This is a genomic window from Nonomuraea sp. NPDC049309 (assembly GCF_043196965.1).
GTDB classification, from domain to species: domain Bacteria; phylum Actinomycetota; class Actinomycetes; order Streptosporangiales; family Streptosporangiaceae; genus Nonomuraea; species Nonomuraea fastidiosa.
Genome location: NZ_JBICSH010000001.1, coordinates 2359382 through 2380505, shown reverse-complemented (window position 1 = coordinate 2380505; position 21124 = coordinate 2359382). Strand labels below are relative to the sequence as shown.

Sequence of the window (21124 nt, the reverse complement as noted above, 5' to 3'; positions counted from 1 at the left end):
CCGCCCTCCGGCGCAGGCGTCCGCCTCCTCGCGCAGCAAGGACAGGCCGATCCGCACCACGTCGGATCGGCCGGAAAGGCCGGGAGGCATGGGATAAGTGCTCACACGAACAGAGAAGCTGAATGTGTGAACTAAGTCAAGCGATAATCTGTATTCTGTAACGGCAACACCAAGTGTGAACGCCATGCAGCAGGGGAGATGCGGTGCGGCCGGGAGACGTTCTCTTCGACAGGTTTCAGATCGGCGGCAAGTTGAAGACGGGCGGTATGGCGCGGGTGTGGCAGGGGGTCGACCTCCACACGGGGGAGATGGTGGCGGTCAAGGTTCTCGGCCGTGAGGACTGGTCCTCTTACGACCCCGATGAGCGGCGTATCCGCAGTGAAGCGCTCAAACGGTTCGAGCGTGAACAGGATCTGCTGACGAAGTTCGCCGGTCCGGGCATCCCGCGCCTGCTGCACTACGACTTCCGCTGTGGCGACCCATGCCTGGTCATGGAGCTGATCGCAGGGAAGAACCTGCGAGATTTCCTCTCTCTGCACCGCCCGACCCTGGCCGCGACCGCCGCGGTCGGCGTGCAGATCCTGGAGATCCTCGACCGGATCCACAAGGGAGGTGTCGTCCACCGCGATCTCAAGCCACAGAACGTGCTGCTCGCGGACGACGGAGCCGTCCACATCATCGACTTCGGCATCGCCCTGCCCACCGACCCGCAGGCCACTCGCTACACCAGGCATGGGCACACTCCCGGTAGCACCGGTTACATGGCGCCGGAGATCATCCGCGGCGTGAAGACCCCGGCACCCGCAGCGGACCTCTACGGCTTCGCCTGCATGCTGTACGAGTTCGTCACCGCGAAACAGGTCTTCAGCGAGCTCCCCGATCGCAGCATCGAGGACCAGCACCGCAGCGACCCCCCACCGCTCCTCGACCCGGTGCGGCATTCCGTGCCCGCCGACCTGGCCGAGCTGATTCATCGCATGCTGCAGAAGGACCCGCTGAGCAGGCCGACCCTGGCCGAAGGACTGGAGGTGCTGCGCCGCCATCTCCCGCGGCCCGGCGACCCCGCTCCCAACCCTCGGCTGACCCCGGACCCCACCCGGATCTTCAGGGAAGGCTCCGGCCCACGGCCCGTGCCCGTGGCCGCGGCGCCCGTACAGCGGCGGCGGCCCACCGTGCGTCGCCGGCCGCGACCCGGCCGGCGTGAATTCGGCGACCTGCTCGAGGCCGCTGAACGCGAACTGGCGGAGCCGGGTCCGGGGCAACGGACGGAGGAGGTCGTAACCCGCCTGAAGGAGGTCACCGAGGCTTGGGGGCCACGCGAGCGCCTCGTCGTCCGGGCCCGGCTCCTCGCCGCCGACCGCGCCCGCCTCGAAGGGGACTGGCCGGGAGCGGCGGCGCTGTATCGCAAGGTCGAACGGGCACTCCACGACACCGAGGACATGGAGTTTCTTCTCGAAGCCCGCGTCGGCATCGCCGAGTGTCTGGTGCCTGAGACGGGGGAGACCAGCGCCGCCTACAGCGAGTGGGAATCGGTGATGATCGAGCTTGCCGGCATGCCGCAGCCCTACCCGCGCGTTCTTCGCCGCTGTCGCGAGTTCGCTCTTGAGCTGGCGGAGTCAGGCTATAAGGACCAGGTCGAGCGGCTGCTCAACGCTCTTTGAGCCGTCCGGCGGCCAGCAGCTCCGTGAACGTCCGGCTCAGTGTCGCGCCTACCGCGCTCAGGTCCGCGATCGCATGTTCGAAGCCCACGAGGCGGCGATGGATGTCACCATAGCGGCGCTGATCTTCGATGGGCAGGCGTGGCACCAGGAGACGCCGCGTATCGATTCGTGATGCCGTCGTGGCGTGTGTGCCGGCTTGCCGCGCGTTGGAATGCGCGCGCAGACACGCGGCCAGGAACCATGGGTCGAGGCGGTCGGTGTCGGGCCGGAGACGGTGCAGATGCGGGCCGAGCACCGTGGGGGCCTGCACGTCCACCCACGCGTCGAACTCCGCCGCAGGGATGACGACCACCACGTCATTGGACGATGTCACGGTGATGACCTTGTCTTGCTCGAGTTGCTCGACGTCATCGGCGGTCATCCAGAACTGCGGCGGCTGCCCTTCCCTGATGTCGGCGACCGTGAGCACCGGAACCCCATCGCCGGGCCGCTCACCTCGGCGCAGGTGGCTTTCCGGAATGGGTTGTCCCGGGCTGAGCTGGAGTGCTCCTGCCTGTTCCAGATCGCCCACCGCGATGGGGAGGACGTCGACCGCCTCGCGCACGGGTTCGAGGTCGCGAAGGACGCCCCCCAGGTCTTGAGCCGTACGCAGGCTCGAGTCGAACTGCCGCCACGTCCGGCGGAGGTTCACGGCCGAGAACGAGACGGCGGCCGGTACGTACCGGGCGGGGGTCAGGTCCGTCTCTTCGCCGAGCAGGTCCATGACAGGGACCTCGATGCTGCCTTCCGGCGCCTGGCCGGTCAGCGCGCCGAGAACTCGGTCCCGGACCGCGTCCCAATCGACGGCCTGGGTCCGGGAGGTCGGCGAGGTGGCCCGGCAGTCGGCCGCGTCCACGAGGAGGACCGACGGAACGGTCTCCCGCTGCACCGGCGGTTGCAGCACCCACAGGTGCAGGCTGACGCCGAAAGGCGGAGCCGCCCCGGGCGGCAGGGCTATGACGGCCCGGAGCGCTCCGGCACGGAGCATCGCCGCTCTTATACGGCGGCCGGCGCGGCGCGCGGCCACGGCCGGCGGCAGCACCACGACGGCGACGCCGTCGTGAGCCAGCGAAGAGATGATGTGCTGCACCCAGGCGAGCTCTGATTCGGTCCTGGGTGGCAGGCCGAACAGCCAGCGCTGATCGGTGGCCAGCTCGGCGTGCCCCCAGTCGCGTTCATTGGTCGGCGGGTCGCAGAGGATGACATCGGCGCTTTGAGGATCGGTGCGCAGGGTGTCGGCCGCCTTGATGTCGATCTCGGCCGACGTGGTCTCCAGCGCCAGCTTGGCCGCCGCAAGGGCGGCGAGCACGGGGTCGCGCTCGTTGCCGAGCAGACGCGTCACGCCCTCCCACCGTTCGGCGCCGGCTTGCAGCAGTCCGCCGACGCCACAGGCGGGGTCGAGCAAGGTGCCGGCCTTCCCCGGTCTGACCTGCGCCGCCACTTCCGCCATGAACGCGGCGAGCGGGGGAGGAGTCGTCGCGATCTGCCGGACGTGCGTCCCGAGCCAGCGGTCGAGCAGATATCGGAAGGTCTCCTGGCCGCCTTCCCGCTGAGCCACCTCGAGCGCCTGGTCGATCAGTGTCTCTTCGTGAGGTCGCAGCGTGTGCTGCGGGGCTTGGAGCAGACGTGTGCCGAACTCGGCGATGACCACGCCCATGCGATCCCGATCACCGAGGGCTTCATAAGCAGGCCAGAGACGCTCCAGTGAGCCGGTGGGAGATTTGAGCTTGTTGTTCTGGCGTAGCCACTCTTCGACCTGGCTCAGGGAGAACTGCGGGCTGGAATCGGTCCCGCTGATGGGGGCGGGAAACGTGTCGTGCCGCCTGCGCCAGTTACTGACGGCGGCCCGCCCGACTCCTGCTATGCGGGCGATTTCGGCGAGTGTCACCACGACCGGGCGCTCGCCCATGAACATCAAGCCCTTCCTGGAACTGAACCCGCCCAAGCGCGCGGAGCCGAGCAGGCTTTGTTGACGCAGTTTTCATCATACCCCTCCGCATTCGCTGTAACCATAAATCTCGTACGAGTGTTCGAGAGTTATCGGTTCGACGGGAGCAGGAAGGGGCTGGGTGTGCCGCTCCACGACACGTAGAGGGCCTCGCGCGCCCGTGTGCAGGCGACGAAGAGCACACAGCGCTCTCGCAGCATGTCGCTCTCGTGCTGGAGCCGGTCGGCTTCCACCGGCGTGATCTCCTTCGTGAACGGGACGGCAGTGGCTGTTACCCCTACCACGGCCACGCACCGGAATTCCAGTCCCTTCATGGCATGCATGGTCGCCAAGCGGACACCTTCGGCATCGGCGGACGGCTGATCCTTGACCTTGACGGCCGGGATGCCGCTGGCCGCCAGACGGTCGAGGACCTTGTTCAGCAGGATGTTGAACCGTGTGCAGATGGCGATCTCGTCCGGCCGCACCCCCTGCTCCAGCCACTCCCGCACGCGGTCCACGACCGCCGCGACCTCGGCCTGCTCGCTCGCGAAACCGGCGGTCATCGGGCGTTTTCCATGCAGCAGCGACCGGTAGCCGGAAAGGCTTTCGTCGCCTTCTCCGCTCAGGTCCTCGACAAGCGAGCCACTGAGGAGGCCGGTCGACCAGGTCAGGATCTCCGCAGTGCTGCGGTAGTTGATGCGCAGCCGGCTGCTTCGTCCGGCCACGGAGATCCCGAGTGAAGTGAGCGAGACCTTGGAGTCGTAAATCCGCTGGTGCGGGTCGCCGGTGATGAAAAGATCGTCCGGGCCCTCCACCACGGCCGCGCGCAGCACCCGCCACTGCGCCGGATGCAGATCCTGAGCTTCGTCCACGATGACGTGGTCGAAGCCGTACCGGCTCAGATCAGAGCCGTCGAGCAGGCGGGTCGCTTCCGCGCAGAGCTGGAGGTGCGTGCTGGCGCCGGCCTGACGAAGCTCCGCTGTGAACGCCTCCACCGCATCCCAGATCCGTTCTCGCTGCCGAGGTCCGATCGCCGTGCCCCGCCCCCGCCGGGACGCCTGGAGATACTCGGTCCGTGAACTTATGCGCTGCGCCAGGATGACATGACGGTATTCCTGCTGAAGGAACTGCTCGGTCCACGGCAGGCCCAAGCGCCGGATGACACGTCGCCAGATGTGCCGCTCGTCGGCGTCTCCGATCATTTTCGGTGTGCGGCCGGCCAGCGCCCGCACGATTCGGTAGGCGTAGGCGTTCACGGTGGTGACCTCCACCCGCGCAAGCTGCTTGTCGTCGTCAAGGAGCTGGGCGAGGTTCTCCCGCAGCGTCGCGGCGAGGGCGGTGGTGTACGTCGTGAGCAGAATCCGGCTGTCGGGCGAGCGGCCGAGCAGGTGCTTGACCCGGTGCAGTGCGACCACCGTCTTGCCCGTTCCCGGGCCACCCGTCACCTGCGCCGGGCCGTTGTAGGAGGGGCGGTACGCGACGCGCCGCTGCGACGGATGCAGGAAGACCCGCCACGCGGCGAACGGCTTGCTGAGCACCTCCGTGAGCTCGTCCGCGCTGGTGACCAGGGTGATGCGGGTGGTGGTGTTGATGATCGCCTGCTCGAGGCTCTGATCCGCCTCGGCGGAGGCTCCGGTGGGACGGCGCTCGGCCACGACCTGCTGGTAGACCTCTTCGGGCGTGAAGCCCTCCGCGAGATACTGCAGCACTTCGAACTGGTCCTCGGGCAGCAGCCCGGCGAAGGCGTTCAGCTGCGGTTGGTCGATGATGGTCCGTACGGCGCGCAGCACCTGGTCATCGATGCCGAGATGACGTAGGACGGTGTCGGAGAACTTCGCGAACAGCAGTGAGGGCGCCTGGGCCGCCGCCTCCTCCAGAGCCGGGGTGAGCTGTTCCAGCGCGACGACGTTGCGCACCTCAAGGGCATGTGTGGCGGAGTTGACGGTGTAGAGCCGCTTGGCCGCCCATCCGTACGCCTCGTCGTGCGGGACGACGTTCAGCAGCAGGAAGGTGTCGGTGCCGTCGTCAGGCGCCAGGACCACGCCACGCCAGTAATCGGTGATGCGGATGGTCCGCATACGGGGATCGCGGGCGTTCACCACCTGCTCCAGGTGCAGGCCGTAGTCGGCGTAGAGCTCGGCGATGGAGAGCTGCTGGAATCGTTTCATGGCCTTCCGCACGCCCGCCTTGACCGGTTTCTCTAGAGCGTCATAGCTCTCCCAGAACGTGTTGGCGAAGGCGAGCTGCGGCACGCGGTACCTCCTGAAGTGACTGAGGATGGCCAGGGTGTGGTGCGGGCGGTTCACGGAGCCTGAACATTGGCGATGGCGATCGGTTCTGCTGAAACCGCTCCAGGGCGTTGCGCGATAGGAAGGCTTCAGTTCTCCCGGTCGTCTTTCGTTCCGCCTCTCGCCGGGTGGCGCGGACCATTGCCGGGAGGTGGGGTGAGCGTTGAGACGTAGTTCTCTCCGTCAACGAGAGGAACCGTCAGGCTGACCCCCGCTTGTGCCATGCGGTCGTATTCCGCGAGGACGAGATTCTTCGTACGGTAGGTGCCGTATTTGGCGATCTCGTTGTTCTTGAGCCCGCCGGTCTTCGACTGGAAGGATTCCAGGATATAGTCCGCGTCCGCACGATTGATGCCGTAGAGGTGGAAGAAGTAGGCGTCGAGTTCGGCGCGGATCTGCGCTCGGCGATCTTCGTCCCATTGGAACGGCTCGCCGAAGTCTCCAAGATCGCGGGCTAGCCCGGTCATATCGTAGGCGGTGTAGACGAGCTCGAGCACCCGGGGCACGATGAAGATGGTATGGGGTTCCAGCGTATCTGGGGTGGGAACGGGAAGTTGCTTCCACGTCATGAGAGCCATGTGGATGCCCCCGATCTTTTGCCGGCTGACGAAGTCGAAGACGAGGGAACTCTGAGCGGCGATGAGGCTGGCTGCCAGATTTGGTGCGACACGAGGCAGCATCAATGGGAATGTGTGTCCGACTGCTGAGCGCGGTATGAAGGCTGCGATTGCTGTTCGCTCATCTGTGGCTCGACATACATCACGCCATCCACAGAGCCAGTCCCGATCCCACTTGAGTTCTTGTAGTCTCAGTGAGACCCCGGGGACTTCGACTGCCTTGTTCTTTCTGACTGTGGAGATGAGCTCACTCTCTGCTATCCAGTACCGCGGACTGGCGGCTTCAGTGGGGTCTCTTTTCTCGTCCTGGCTCAGGCGTCGTCTGTCCTCGTTGCCGGTTCCGTAGTAGGAGTTCCACCGGTGATCGAAGTGGTGGACCATCTTTCCCTCGTAGAGTGGCAGCATGCGCTCGTCGCTTCGGAGAAAGACATTGCCATGCAGAGTCCAGCCCTCCGCGTGCAACTGTTCTCGCGTCCGGAAGAGGTCGGAGTCGTCGGTCATGTGAAAGGGTGTTGGAACGAAATCTATATCCCATTTAGGCGGAGATGATTCCTCCTTGCTGAGGATGGGGATGTGCTGGTATATCGCTAGGGTTAAGTCGGCATCCTTTTGGCTGCGAAAGATCGGCAGCGTTCCGGTATTTGGATTTATGAGGGTGATGTCTGCTGGGCGCAGTTCGAAGACTCGCGTGGCGTCGTCGAGGTCGTTGGTGTCTTCGAGGAAGAAAGCGAACTCGGCTGCCTCTTTGTGTCGGTGGCTGGTAAGGGACAGTAGGCAGAACTTGTAGCTAGCATGTACGCCGGGAAACAGCTGTTTGCGGTTCTCGAAGTCGTAGAGGCATGAGATCGCGCTTCGCTGTGTGAGTTCGCTGAACAGGTATTGTGCGCCCGCTCCGGTTGCTATGGCGGTTGGCACAATGCATCCCACTCGTCCGTCAAGGGCGATGATGGTGGTGAACTGTTCGACGAAAAGCTGATCTGTTTGAAGGGAGGTAACGCCCTTCAATGTGAGGCCTTTGCTGCATAGAGGGAACCGCCCTGAGGCCGAGGCGAAGAGGAATGTTGACTTCACCTTGCGGCGTGCGTCCCTGTACTTCTGGCCTGCTTCCGGGTATTCCTTCTGCCACTGCGCGATCCTCGCGCGGCGCGCCTGTCCGGCCATGGCTGCGATGGACGGTTCGACGACGCTGAAGTACTTCTTGTCTTCGAAGTCCACCTTGTCCCACGGCGGGTTGCCCAGGACACAGGAGAAGCCGCCCGCCCAACCGGTGGCAGGATCGACGTCCGCGCCGCCGTCCTTCGGAACGGTGAAGATGTCGGGGAAGGCCAGGTGCCAGTGGAAGAACCGGTATTCCTCGCGCAGCCGCACGATTTCGTCGTGAACGTCTTGACGGATGCCGGCGGCCTGACCGTTCTGCAGCCTGAGGAAGACTTCGTGGGTGATCGCAGGCGGGGCGTCCTTCGTCTTGTGCCACATGAATGCCGCGCACCAGGCATCGGCCACGTGCCGGGCCTGGACGTACTCGGGCGAGGACATCCACTTTTCGTAGGCCGCCTCCTGCTGATGGACCTGGGCGAGCGTGCCCGAAGGCGCACCGGTGATGGCCTTGAGCTTGGAAGCCAAGGTGGCGTTGGTGGGTTTCGTCTCGGCGTCCAGGGCGAACAGGACGCCTTGGCCTGAGCGTTCCCGCTCGTTCTGCTTCTCAAGGAACGCTGCGACCTTGGGATCGTCGCCCTCGACCGCCTTGAACGCCTTGCTCGGGATGCCGTCCGCCATCAGCGCGGGTGTCGCTCCGATGAGCGCGTTGCCGTGCTTGATGTGCGCGTCGAGAAAGGTCAGCGGCTTGCCCGGGTCGAGGGCCTCCAGCCAGAGCGAGACCTTGGCCAGTTCGACGGCCATCGGGTTGAGGTCCACTCCGTAGATGCACTGTGCGATCACCTCATGGAGGGCGTTTCGCACGGCGTCCAGCGTCGGCTCCGGGTTTCCCTCGCGCACGGCGGCGACACGCTTGGCGATACGGCGGGCAGCGGCGACCAAGAAGTGCCCGGATCCGCAGGCCGGGTCGCAGACGGTCAGGGAGAGCAGCTCGGCGACGATGCGGCCGGACGGGTCCGGCTCGCCGGCCGCCGACGCCCTGATCTCGCCGCGCTTCTGCGCGTCGTCGATGACGGGATCGAGGGTCGCATCGAGCAGGGTCTCGATCAACGAGCTGGGCGTGTAGTACGAGCCTGTCTTCTTGCGGTTGTTGCCTTCGCGGCTGACCAGCTCAAAGGTACGGTCGACCGCACTGTGCTGGGGAATCAGCTCCAGCAGGGACTCGTAGATGGAGCCGAGCTCCTCCGCGCCCATATTGCGGTAGTCCACAGTGCGCCACCGGGCCGAACCCTCGTCCTTGACCCGGGCCAGGTGGCGCACAGCCTCCAGCAAGTGGGCGTTCGAGATCAGCGCGCCGTGGAGCGGGACGTCCGCATCGGTGTCGTTGAAGAGGCCGCCGAGACCGGGGAGGCCGAGCTCTGGCCGGCCGTTCTCATCTCCCAGAGCGTCCAGCACGATCTTCAGTGCCTGGTAGAGGTCGGTGTGCGAGGTGCCGCGGCGGCGAAGGGCGTGACGGCGGAGGCGGGCGGAGGAGAAGTATTTCTCGTAGCGGTCGCGGGCCTGCCGATCCGCTTGGGGCGAGTGCAGGGCGCCACGGTCCTCGGCGACGAAGAGGAAGATCATCCGGTAGACGAGCCGGAGCAGTGCGACATGGAACTTGTCCACGTCCAGCTCGGCGCGCAGCCGTTCGTTGGCCGGGTGCTTGAGGAAGCCGGTGCCGAGTGCGGTGATCGCTTTCTCGACGCCTTTGCGGTGGCTCTCCAGCGCACGGACACCGGAGGCGATGGCCTCGACCCGCCATTTCTCGAGCCAGCAGGCCGACGGGGCCTCGTCATCCTCGATCTTGAAGCGGGTGTAGTGCAGCAGCCGGTAGAGCAGCACGAATTCGCTGAACAGCTCGCCATCGAAGATCGCCTCAAGGTTGAATTCGACGTACGAGGTGGTCGCGAGCGCACTCGAGTCGCGGAGCAGGCGCAGTCGTCGTCCGTTGGTGATGACCCCCCAGAGGTGAGCCTCGGTCCGGTTCAGCAGTTCCTGAACGAGCGACTGCGGCGGCACCTGGCCTTTGCGGTGCTTATCCAGGTGGGTGTCCCACGCGGCCAAGTGCACCGGCACATGCCGCCAGCGGTGACTGACGGCGAACGTGCGTTTGCCGTCGTCGGACGGGATGCCGGTCGGTCCGACCGCAGTGAGCTCGCCGAAGCCGAGCTCAGCGAAGAGCGGCACCAGCCACTGCGAGATGGCCAGGCCGGTCGGATCGGCGGGCGTTTCCGACTCGGGTGCGACCGGAAGCTTCTCCCGCAGCTCCTTCCACACCGACTTGAGGTACTCCCAATGCCGCTCGGCGTCGTCTCGGACCGTTCGGGACCCGATGACCTTGTAGTCGGCGGGGCGGCAGCCGGGGACGTCCTTGCCCTCCGCGATACGCAGCAGCATGTCGGCGGGAAGCAGGCCGCCGACGGTGTGGACGGCGGAGAAGACCTGATTGCGGGTGACGGCGGACATCAGGCGGCCCCTCCGGCAGGCAAGTAGACGTACACGCCGAGGATGTCGGCGGGTTCTTGCACCGTGACGTTCAAACCTCGGACGATCTCACCGGATGCGCTGCGGACCCGGCGGTGTGACGCCTCTAACTCGGCTTCGAGCTGTTTGCCGTACGCGTTCAGATGGCCGGCGGTGGCGGACAGCCCGTCGAGGATGCGGGTCATGGTGCGCTCGCCGAAGGCGGGGTCGGTGTTGCCGTCGGCGGTGGCCTCGACGAGCCGCAGCGCTTCCTCCGGCGGCAGCCAGAGTGCATTGGCCGGCGCCCCTTGGAAGGCCAGGAGCCGGGCGTCCTCGGCGACGATTTGCTTCTCACCCGAGCGGGACGGCAGCGTGAGGCGGAAACGGTAACGGACCAGCAGCAGGGTGGTACGGGTCCGCACAGCGTCGGTACGGATCACCCCGCAGCGCTTGGCCGGCCGCTTGCCCTCCGTCTCCAGAGCCGTGTTGAGCACGTACTCCGCAATGGCTCCCACCACCGGGTCGGTGCGGACCAGAGCGACCTCGCCGCGAGCCACCGCCGACGTGGTCCGGAACAGGATCGGGCGGTTCGGCTCGCCTCCGATGACCGAGGCTATGGCGTCGCGGAGCCCGGCGGGGGTGCCGCTGATGTCGGCTGTGAAATCGCCTGCGCTTCCGCTTTCCCGGATCACGGCGTCCAGCGCGTTGAGCGCGTTGCGTACGAACCGCTGCACCTCGTCGGAGCGACCGAGGGCCTCGCGGATCGCGGCGGCCTCGCGAGCCACCTCCTCAGGATGAATGGAGCGCTGGGCGAAGCGGGAACGAGAGGTGCGTTCGCGTTCGGCGGCCGAGTTCCACTCCGTCTCCAGCGCCTCGGCCTTGCGGTCGATCTCCTCAAGCTCGAACAGCGCCTCCTGGTCAGGCTGCTGCTTGCGCATGAGCAGCCATTCCACGATGGCGTCGGTCACCCCGGTGGAGGCGGCGTCAGGGACGGAAACGGAGATGCCGAGATCCTTGCGGATCTGGCGGTGCTTTTTGATCAGAACGTCGAGGACCTTGCCGTCGATGCCGTTATCGCTGCCGTACAGGGTGATGACCTTGACGACGTCGCGCTTCTGTCCGTAACGGTCGACGCGGCCCTCGCGCTGGTCGTGGCGAGTCGGGTTCCACGCCAGGTCGTAGTGGACGACGGCGTCGAAGTAGTGCTGGAGGTTGACGCCCTCCGACAGGCAGTCCGTGGCGACCAGGACGCGCGGCGCGTCGGTGCTCTCGTTCGCCAGCTCCTCGATGCGCTGCAGGCGCTGCTGCGGAGAGAGGGCGCCGGTGACGTGCCGGATCACGGTCTTCTTGCCGAGCTTGCCGACAAGGTGCTCGGCGACGTACTCGGCGGTGGGGATGTACCGGCAGAAGACGATCGGGTTGTAGCCCTCGCGGGTCAGCGCCTGGAGGTGCTTGATCAGAGCGGCCAGCTTCAGGTCTTCGTCCGGCCCCTCCAACTGCGCGGCGCGCTCGGCGAGCTGTCGCAGGCGGGCTCCCGCATCGTCGGTCTCCGCGCCGGGTGCGACGTCAAGGCCCTCCATGACGTCGCTGTCGGCGGCGTCGCTGGTCAGCGGTGAGCCGAGCCGGTCCGCCTCTTCCGCGCTCGCGGCCACCGCGGCGGCCGAGCGGGTCCGCAGGGTCTGGGCGGCGGCGCGAGGCGAGGAGACCATGGAACGCAGCAACGCGATCGCCGACCACCAAGCGATGCGCGACTCCCGCTTGCCCCGCTCACCCGCTGCCGACACCCGCTCGCCGGCGTAGGCGATGGCGTCATCGAGCAAGGCCCGGTAGGCAGGGGAGAGACGGTAGGTCTCATCCTTGAAGTACCGGTCGGAAGGAAAAGAAGTGTCCTCGCGCTGGCTGTCATCGGCCAGGCCGTCGTTCACGGTGAGGAAGTGACGTACGTCGGCCCGTTTGCGCTGCACAAAGTGCTGAGCCAGCAGTCGCCGGCCGGGCTCGGAGTCGAGCTTGACCGTGGCCAATTCGGGACGGAGCAGGCCCAGCAAATTGCGGAAGGCGCTCTCCTTTCCGCTGTGCGGCGTCGCCGTCACCAGCAGCAGGTGCCGGTCAGGTTCGTCGGCCACCCGCTGCAGGAGCTCGTAGCGGAGCTGGTTCTGCGCAGAGGCGCTGTCGTCCGCCGCAACGCAGGTGTGCGCCTCGTCCACGATGACGAGGTCGGGGCAGTGCCGGACGAAGTCGTCGCGGTGCCTCGTGGATTTGATGAAGTCCGTGGAGACGATCACGCGGGGGTGCCGGTCGAAGAGCGACTGCCCGAGGTCGAGGCCCCGCTCCAGTTTGGACACCGTGCTGGCCAGCACGAGCTCTGTCTCGATGCCGAATTTCGCCCGTAACTCCTCCTGCCACTGCTCGGCCAAGGCGGGTGAGCACAGCACGGCCAGCCGTTCCGCACTGCCCTGGGCGAGCAACTCGGCCGCGATCAGCCCGGCCTCGACGGTCTTGCCGATGCCCACATCGTCGGAGATCAGCATGCGCACGGTTTTCTGCCGCAGCGCCATCATCAGCGGAACGAGCTGGTACGCGCGCGGCTCCACCGCGATCCCGGCCAGCGATCGGAACGGTCCCGCGCCCGAGCGGAAACCGATGCGCAGCGCCGACCGGAGCAGCCCGGCCGCGTGCTGGTCACCCAAATCCTTAGGCGAAGGTGGTGCAAAGGTGGCACTGACCACCTCCTCGAAGGCCGGGAAGACCGCGGCGACGTCATCCTCGGAGCCCCCCAGCGGGCGCAGGACCAGCAAGTCGGAGGCGCTCTCGGGGAGCACCACCCAGTCGCGGCCCCTGGCCGTGACCAGGGAACCGGCGGAGTATGCGGGCATCAGCTGTTCCCTCGTCTCGTGATGGTTCCGAAGTAGCGCTCGTTCTGGGACACGATCGCGGCCCAGTCGGCGTCGTGGGGGAAGCGGATGACGTCCCAGCCCTGATCGACGAGACGTTCCTCGGCCTCGGCGTCCCGTTCGGCGATCATCGGATCCTGATGGACCGGTCCATCCACGAAGACCGCCAGGTTGACGCCGGGCAGGCGGTAGACGTAGTCAGGCCTGGCCAGCGCCTCGGTGATGAACGTCTGAGCCTCGTCAGGCAGGCGCAACCCCTGCTCCTTGAGCCAGGCCAGGAAGTCACGCTCCAGCCCTGTCTCCGATTGATCGGCCAGCCGCTTCAACTGCTCGGTACGGCTCTCGCCCTGCCCGGTCGGCCTGGCCTCGGCAGCGGCCATGCGCAGCAGCAGATCGCGAATCGAATGCCGGTCGATGTCGGCGTGGTTCGGCTGGTTGCCGTACGTGAGCAGGCAGTCGTAACAGCCGCGGGCGCAGGGGCGGTCCTTCCGCGGGCCGCCGCGGTCGGTGCCGTCGGGGTCGAAGTGGCAGATGGACAGAGCCTCCTCGGCAGCGCGGGCCAGCGCGCGGGGCTCGGCCTGCATCAGCCGGAGCACACCGGCGCCGCCCTCTGCGGCCTCGGTGAAGAGCATGCGATCGCGCGGCCCCTCGTTGGGCGGCAGCAGCTCGCTGGTCAACTCCGAGTCCTCCAACTCGAAGGCGGCTTCGATGCCGCGTTCCAGCGCGTACATCAGGGAGAGAGCCACTGGCACCGGCAGGGGTTCATCGAGCTTGAGCACCAGGATGTTACGGGTGTCCTGCACGTAGGGGATCACGCGCTTGCGCTGGCGCTTCTCGTTCCCATCGGCGTCGACGACCGGCATCTCGCTGGAATCCCCGGAGGCCTCGGCGGCCGCCTGCTCGTTCAGCCAGCGGCCGTCGGCGGGGTCGAGCCAGAATCCGTCCGGCTCACCCTTCTTGGCCCGCAGGCGGCCCAGGTTGGAGATGCGCACGGTGGCGGAGTCGCCGAAGGAGAGGGTCGCGATCCGTCCTGCGGCGTCAGACAGGATCGCGTCCCGGCGTCCACTGCGCTGTCCGTGGTCGTTGAAGCGGTAGGAGGTGACCAGCCGGAACCCGGCGCGGCGACGCTCCTCCTCGTCAGAGGAGATGCGCTCGCGCCGGCGGGTGTAGACGGTGTGCAACTGGAGCAGACCGCGTGTGGGCGGGGGCAATTGCGCGTCGCACATGTCGCACCTGTCAGCGCGTTCGGCAGCGTCATAGTGGTATCCGCAGCCGTCGCAGCGCTGCGCCTCTGTCGTCACCACCTCCCCTGAGGCATCGGGCCGTAGCTGGATGCGGTCGACCTGGTACCGGTTGCCCTCGTGATAGATCAGCGCGCCGGGCCCGAACTCCCTGATCGCCAGGAAACGGGGACGCTGCAGGTAGTCGCCGTCGCCGTAGCGTCGCCCCGTCGTCGGGATGTACGCCGCCAGCGGCAGGCGAGGGAAGGAGTACCCGGGCAGGAAACCCTCGCTGGCCAGGTATCGATACGGGTTGAAGTCCGACAACAGCGACCGGCTGTCCACGCTCTCGTTCTTCAGCAGGTCGAGCTGGGTCTCGGCCTGTTTGCGCTGGTGCTCTGCGATCTTGCGGTCGCGGTCGGTGAGGTTGTGGTCCAGGCGTCGCCGGTTCTGCTCGGCCTGGTCGGCGAGGGCCGCCCTGAACAGGTCGCGCCAGCGGTCGAAGGACCGGTCGAACTCGTCCGGAGCGCGGCGCACCGTGTCCTCGATCCACTGGTCATGCCACCAGGTCGGAGGTTCACCGAAACCGGCGAGTACTCCGTCGAGCACGTTGTGAGCCGCCTCAACCGCGCGTCGCTGCGCCCCCTGATCACGGATGTCCGCCTCGACGGTGGCGTGCAGCTTCAGCATCGGGTTGGGACGGCGGGCACCCTCGTCGTAGCTCAAGTCGATGATGGTGGGAATGTTGTTACCGAGCTTGATCCGGCATTCGGCCAGCCAGATGGCTTGGACGTGGGAGCGGACCAGATCCTCGTTCGCCAGGTCCAGCCGTGGCGGGCGGACCGCCCCGGCCACCATGCGATCGGAGCGGCGGAAGTAGTACTGATCGTGGCTGTTTCCGGTGGCGCAATACGTGGTGACGAGCGCCGGCTGTCCCTGTCTGCCCGCGCGGCCGCTGCGCTGCGCGTAGTTGGCCGGGGTAGGCGGCACATTGCGCATCATCACCGCATTGAGCTCGGAGATGTCCACGCCCAGTTCCATGGTGGGGGAGCAGTAGAGCAGCTTGAGATCCGCCTTGCGGAAGTCCTCCTCACGCCGCTCCCGGTCCTCCGGTGACACCTGCGCCGTGTGCTCGCGAGCCGAAAGGCCCGCAAGGGCCGCGGCCGTGTCGCGATACAGTTCGCGGAAGAAGGTGTTGACGCGCGGGCCGTCACCGCTGGCATACGTCCGGGTCAGCGGGTCGTGGCTGCCGGTCTCCCCGGTGCCCGCTCGCCAGATGAGGCAAGCGGCCGCGATGCGGTAACCGGTGATGGGCGGCCCCGAAGGGCGGCGGTAGCGGCCGGCTCGCTGCGGCGCGGCCTCAAAGGCCGTCAGCAGATGGGCCTTGGCCAGCACCTTCATCAAATCCGCGATGATCTGCTGGGCGTCGTCGCTCGACACGCGCGGGAAGTGGATGCGCCGCAGGTACTTGCCGAACTTGCCCCTCCCTGACAGGAACAGCCCGGAACGGTCGAGGCCGGGACGTGAGCCTTGGGGGTAGGCGGTGCTCACCTTCGGACGATCACCGTCGGCCAGCCGCCATGGGTCCTTGAGCCGCTCCTCGCTCGCACGCTGCAGGCTGTCGAAGTCCTCCCGGAAGTATTCGACATCGATGGCCAGCGACCGGCGCATCTCGTCCAGCAGCGCTCGCATGATCTCGGCGCGCTGCCCGGGCTCGGCCCGGCGCAGCTCAGGGTGTGCATCGTTCCATCGCTCATCCTTGCCGGCCAGCCAGTCGAGGTCGGCGTAGTCGATGACGAGCAGGCCGGTCTGCTCGAGGTTGGGCATGGTGACCCGCCAGCCTCGCTGCAGGTCGAGGTAGAGACGGAAAGCGATGACGTCGCGCAGGGTCTTCGCCGCGCTCGCGGCCATGGACGGTGGCAGGTCCTCGCCCGCCGCATAGTCGTCGGGGCTCAGCCGCAGCGCCTCCGCCACTCGGGATGCCAGGTCCTCGTGCCGGATGCCTGCTTCGCCCGCCGCCACCGCCGCGTGATAGAGCGCGCTGCGGAGCTGGGTGATCTGGACGAAGTCATTGAAGTGGCCGGCCTGCAAGGAGGCGTCCTGCCGGTTGTCGACGAAGGTCAGGAGCTTGCGTGCCTCCTTTTTCAGCGCCTCGGCGGGCACCTCCTTGAGCGAGCGGACGATCGACGCCGAAATCAGAGAGGTCGCCGATGAACGGCCCTCCTGGTCGAGCCGGGCCAGCTTGGCGAAGTCCTTCCCGCGCACCTGTTCATAGCTGACTCCGCAGTGCAGGCAGAACATGAACGGCGCCGGAATGAACGCGGCCTTCAACTCGCCCTGCCCCTCCACGCCGTACGGGTCGACGGTCACGAGGCGGGGAACCCGCGGCCGGTAGGAGTCTCGGACGGTTTCCTCGCCATGCGCGTCGTACTCGAGCCAGGACTCGGGAAGCCGGCGATCCTTGATGGCCTGCTCGACGCTGGACGGCCAGGGATGTTCAGAGTCGACGTAGAGATAGCCGTCCTCACCGCTGCCTCCGGTGGCGGCCGTTTCGCGGCGGTTCTCGTACACGACCTTGCCGTTCTTCTCCGAACGCCAGACCGTGAGGTACTCCTGGCCGCACTCGCGGCAGAAGGCCAGAGGAAGCAGGATCTTCCCGTCGGTGCCCGGCTGGTAGAGCTGGTAGTCGCGGGTCAGATGACGGCTGGACTCGTCCTCGAGAGTGACGTACACGGTGTCGCCCTTGGACAGGAACTGGTGCAGCCGGAAGGCGAACAGCGGGCGGCCGGTCACCGGGTGGCAGGCCTCCGAGCCCGCCTTTAGCGTGGCCCGGATCGCGTCCGCACACGTGTCCGCATCGACCCCGCTCGCCTCGGCCAGTTCCTCGGCGGCTTCCTCGATCTTGGCGGGCTGCCGGCGGACCAGGCGGCCCTCCTCGTCGACCGCGAGCCCGAAGCGGGTCTCGATCCAGCGTGCCAGTGGATCTTCGACCAGGTCCTCGTATGCACGCGGTGCCCCCTGAGCGGTCAGCCGCTCGGGCGGCACCGTCTCCGGCGGTTCCCCTGTGGCGCGGACCAATGTCTCGCCGATGATGTTCGAGGGGTCGACGGGCGTGCCGAAGAGCGTCGTCGCGATCCGGGCCACTTCCTTGCGGCGATCCTGGGCCGTGCCTTCGGTGGCCATGGTGGCCGAGGTGCCGATGCACTGCAGGTTCTCGGCACGACAGGCATCGCGCACCCGGCGGATGAGCAGGGCGACATCGGCTCCTTGACGGCCGCGGTAGGTGTGCAGCTCGTCGAAGACCAGGAACTCCAGTCCCTCGGCCATCCTGATGAGCGATCGGCGGTCCTCAGGCCTGAGGAGCATCAGCTCCAGCATCACGTAGTTGGTGAGCAGGATGTCCGGCGGATTGTCGCGAATCCTCTTGCGCGTGGCCTCGTCCTCCTGGCCGGTGTAGCGGGCGAAGCTCACCTTCTCCCGACCGGGGCCGTAACCGTCGCGCAGGTACTTCTCCAGTTCCTTGAGCTGGCTGTTGGCCAGGGCGTTCATCGGATAAACGATGATCGCGCGCACCCGCTTGCGTGGATCCGGGCCCTCTTGATCCCGTTGCTTGAGCACCCTGTCGACGATCGGCACGATGTAGGCGAGAGATTTGCCCGAGCCGGTGCCGGTCGTGAGCACGTATGAGCTGCCGGATTGCGCGGTCTTGATGGCTTCGAGCTGGTGCTGGTGGAGCGTCAGCGGCCGGCCGTCGCACTCCGTGCCGCCCTCGGTCTTGCCCACCTGGAAGATGCGCGCGCACTCCTCATGCAGGATCCCCTTCTGATACGCCTCCAGCACCGTTCCGCCCGACTTGAAGAACGGGTTGAGTGACACCCACGGGTCGGGCCACTGCGACTTGGCATCCAGATCGTCCTCGACGAATGCCGCGATCCGGCTGTCGCGAATGATCGTGCCGCCCTGAGTGAACGCCCGATAGTCCTTCAGCAGCCGCTGGTGGACCTCGAAGACGTCCATCCCCGCACCAGGGTGGCGCGGCACGTTCACCGGAGCCGCATCTCGTTGTCGCTCAGCGGGACCGGCTTTGATGCAGCCGACGGGATCGAACTCCGACCAGCCGGGTACGTCCGCCGCCTCTCGCGCGAACGGCAACAGCGCCTCCCGGACCTTGACCGCGTCGGCGGGGCGGTCTGCCGGATCCTTGGCCAGTAACCGCTCCACCAGGCGGGTAATGGCCTGTGGAGCGTCCGAGCGGAGCAGGCCGATGGGGGGAGGCTGCTCCGTAAGGTGCTTCTGGGCCAGGTGGAAGGCCGACTCGCTGTGGAACGGCGGCACGCCGGTGAGCATCTCGAACAGCACGCAGCCCAGGGCGTACAGGTCTGCCGCCGGGGTGACGGCCGAGGCGCGGAACTGCTCGGGCGCCATGTAGCGAGCGGTGCCCACCGTGACACCAGTGCTGGTGATCTTGTTCTGCCCGAGGTCGCCGATGATCCGGCCGGCGCCGAAGTCCAGGACCTTGACCAGGCCACCGCGCAGCAGCATGACGTTGCCGGGTTTGAGGTCGCGGTGCACGACCCCTTCGGCATGAGCGTGGGACAGCGCGTCGGCCATCTGCGCCCCCACAGCCGCGGCCCAGGAGACGGGGAGCTGCGGATGTTCGGAGATGAGGTCGCTCAACGGTTCGCCGTCGAGGAACTCCATCGCCAGGTACGGCAGGCCGGAGGAGTCGACGCCGCCGGCGATCGTGCGGGGCAGATTGCGGTGGCGAAGCCTGCGCATAATGCGCACTTCGCGCTCGAACCGCTGCACCGCCTTGGCATCGGCACCTGACCTCAGGATCGTTCCAGACCTGCTGTGAAGGATCAGCTTGACGGCCACGGTGGCGTTGTCCTCAAGAAGATCCTGCGCCCGGTGGACCTCTCCCATGTTGCCCTTGCCAAGGGGGGCTAACAGCCGGAATCGTTCCGCAACCACCTCGACGTGCACTGTTCGCTCCTCGCCCTGCACGTGATTTGTGGGGTCACCGTACACGCTGTGCCGCGATTGCGAAATGGGTTGTGTGTAAACAGAGTCAATGAGTATGCTGCGGGCGGCCGAATGGTGCTAAGAGGAGCCGTTGCCGGCTCTTCTGCACGGGTTTGTCGTTCTGGTTGCGCCAATGGTGCCTTATCGCATAATGACACCTGCTGGCTCATCCATTACGCTACACACTTCTGTCTCGTTGGTCATGGTGCGCGCCATTTGATGGATCGGTCCACTGGCCTTCCTGACAAATTGTGGACACCCGTCCGTCAAGAAGGGATGCGGCTGTTCGTGATGAAACACGCGCTCGCTGTGGAGCTGCGGGAACTGGCCGCAGAGCCGTCCTTAGAGGCATGCGCTGCGCAGCTTCGTGCACTTTCCGGGGCAATAGAAGAGCCGGCCGCAGGCGAGCGTTGGTGCGAGGTGGATCTGTTCGCCGTCTTCTCGCCAGAGGAAACGGTCCCGCCGGTGCCCCACCGGTCCAGATGGGCGCGGGTACTGAACGTCTTGGACCTGGTGCAGCCCGTCATGGTCTTCGTGCCCATTGTGATCACCTGGTTCGGGCTCCAGCATGCCACGTCCGCCTATAGGGAAGCCATATCCGCAGGTGGAGCCGAGGCTGCTCGTCGTCCTTTCCTGGAGATGTGGCAGCAGGGTTTCGATGGACGTCTGTCCGAATTCATGCGATTTGACGCCATAGCGTTCGCCACGCTGGCGGCGATCATCCTTCTCATCGTCATCGTGCTCCTCGAGCGATTATTGCGGCGCAAGATCGAGAGCCATGCCGAGCTGCGGGCCGAGGAGCTCCGAAGCAGATTACGGGCCGCGCTGACGGAGGCGACCCTAACGCTCGGGCAGGTCCGGCTGTCGAGCCCGGCGCGTTTCCAAGCAGAGCTCACCAAAAGTGCCATGGAGATCAGCGAAGTCGGATCCACCTTGCGGCTTCTCCAGGAGAAAACGGTGGCCTCGCTTGAGGCATCACTGGAAAGCACCCGCCAGGCGATGGAAGGCCTGAGGGAGGCCACAGCCGACATCCAGGCGGCGGCTGGGAAACTCGACGAGCACCTGACCTCCGTGACCCGTGCCACCACGGATCTCACGCAGACGGTCGACCGAACCACCTACGCCATCGACAAGGTGGGGGAAAAGGCGGAAGCGGCCATGGAACAAGCCGGTGATCGTCTCGGCGTCCTGGTGGCCGACACGACGAGCGGAATCCGGGCTGCGATGGAGGAGGCGGCCACCCGCGTCGGCACAGGTGTCCACGAGGCCACCAAGGAACTGGACGGACATGTCGGGCAGCTGACACAACGCGTCAACGAGCTGGCCACCGTCGGAACGACAAGGGCAGATTTCCCGGTTTGTACCTGGTCATCACCGGGACTCCTGCGTTCTTCGACGGCTCCAAGGGCATCCAGCAGAGCGCGCCGCTGGCACAGCGGCTGGCCGTGGACTTCAGCGGCGATCCGCGCTTCGATGCCACCCGCGCTCCGCAGATCCGGCTCACAGGATTGGACCAGGGCAAGCTCGTCATGCTCGGCTGTGTCGTACGAGACCTGTACGCACAAGGGGTTGCCGCGGAGGCGAGGATCAAAACGCTGGTCGACGACGATTACGTCGAGGAGCTGGCACTCGCCGTGGCAGGCCGGCTCGGCGGCCGGATCGGCACCTCGCCACGGGTTTTCCTGCGCAAACTCGTCGCGGAGGTGCTCTACAGAGTGGACGAACATCCCGACTTCGACCCGCGCAGGGACTATCGGCTCACCGTGCAGGACACAGAACTGACGGACGAGGAGCGCAACGCGGCGCGAGAGGGGCGCTGGGCCCGATCCGCCGCCGACGTCGAGCTCGACGTCTAG

Annotated in this window: 7 protein-coding genes and 1 pseudogene; 2 read left to right on the top strand and 6 right to left on the bottom strand. The window is 66.5% G+C overall.

Annotated elements, in window-relative coordinates:
- Positions 1-203 precede the first annotated feature (203 nt).
- Positions 204-1661 (top strand): serine/threonine protein kinase, encoded by a 1458-nt coding sequence (locus ACGFIM_RS10620; protein WP_393197846.1) that lies wholly within the window; start codon positions 204-206, stop codon positions 1659-1661.
- On the opposite strand, the gene ACGFIM_RS10615 is transcribed toward ACGFIM_RS10620, so the two are convergent.
- From ACGFIM_RS10615 to ACGFIM_RS10590, 6 genes are all read right to left on the bottom strand, one after another.
- Positions 1648-3615, bottom strand: a complete 1968-nt coding sequence (locus ACGFIM_RS10615; RefSeq protein ID WP_393197843.1) for an N-6 DNA methylase — start codon at positions 3613-3615, stop codon at positions 1648-1650. The genes ACGFIM_RS10620 and ACGFIM_RS10615 overlap by 14 nt on opposite strands.
- A gap of 122 nt (positions 3616-3737) precedes the next feature.
- Positions 3738-5882 carry a UvrD-helicase domain-containing protein gene (locus ACGFIM_RS10610; RefSeq protein ID WP_393197840.1) on the bottom strand — a complete coding sequence of 715 codons (2145 nt, stop codon included), beginning with the start codon at positions 5880-5882 and terminating at the stop codon, positions 3738-3740.
- Positions 5883-6007: 125 nt separating this feature from the next.
- Entirely contained in the window at positions 6008-10135 is a 4128-nt protein-coding gene (locus ACGFIM_RS10605) for an Eco57I restriction-modification methylase domain-containing protein (RefSeq protein WP_393197837.1), read from the bottom strand.
- Positions 10135-13005, bottom strand: a complete 2871-nt coding sequence (locus tag ACGFIM_RS10600) for a DEAD/DEAH box helicase (RefSeq protein ID WP_393197834.1) — start codon at positions 13003-13005, stop codon at positions 10135-10137. Before ACGFIM_RS10600 ends, ACGFIM_RS10605 begins: the two co-directional genes overlap by 1 nt.
- Positions 13005-19229: a protein kinase gene (locus ACGFIM_RS10595; protein WP_393197831.1), complete on the bottom strand. Its 6225-nt coding sequence runs from the start codon at positions 19227-19229 to the stop codon at positions 13005-13007. Before ACGFIM_RS10595 ends, ACGFIM_RS10600 begins: the two co-directional genes overlap by 1 nt.
- A gap of 1014 nt (positions 19230-20243) precedes the next feature.
- The gene (locus tag ACGFIM_RS10590) at positions 20244-20558 is read right to left on the bottom strand and encodes a hypothetical protein (protein WP_393197828.1); all 315 of its coding nucleotides are present in this window, start codon (positions 20556-20558) and stop codon (positions 20244-20246) included.
- Between the two features lie 59 nt (positions 20559-20617).
- Here ACGFIM_RS10590 and ACGFIM_RS10585 point away from each other — a divergent pair.
- Positions 20618-21124, top strand: a pseudogene (locus ACGFIM_RS10585) (BREX system ATP-binding domain-containing protein); the annotation flags it as partial.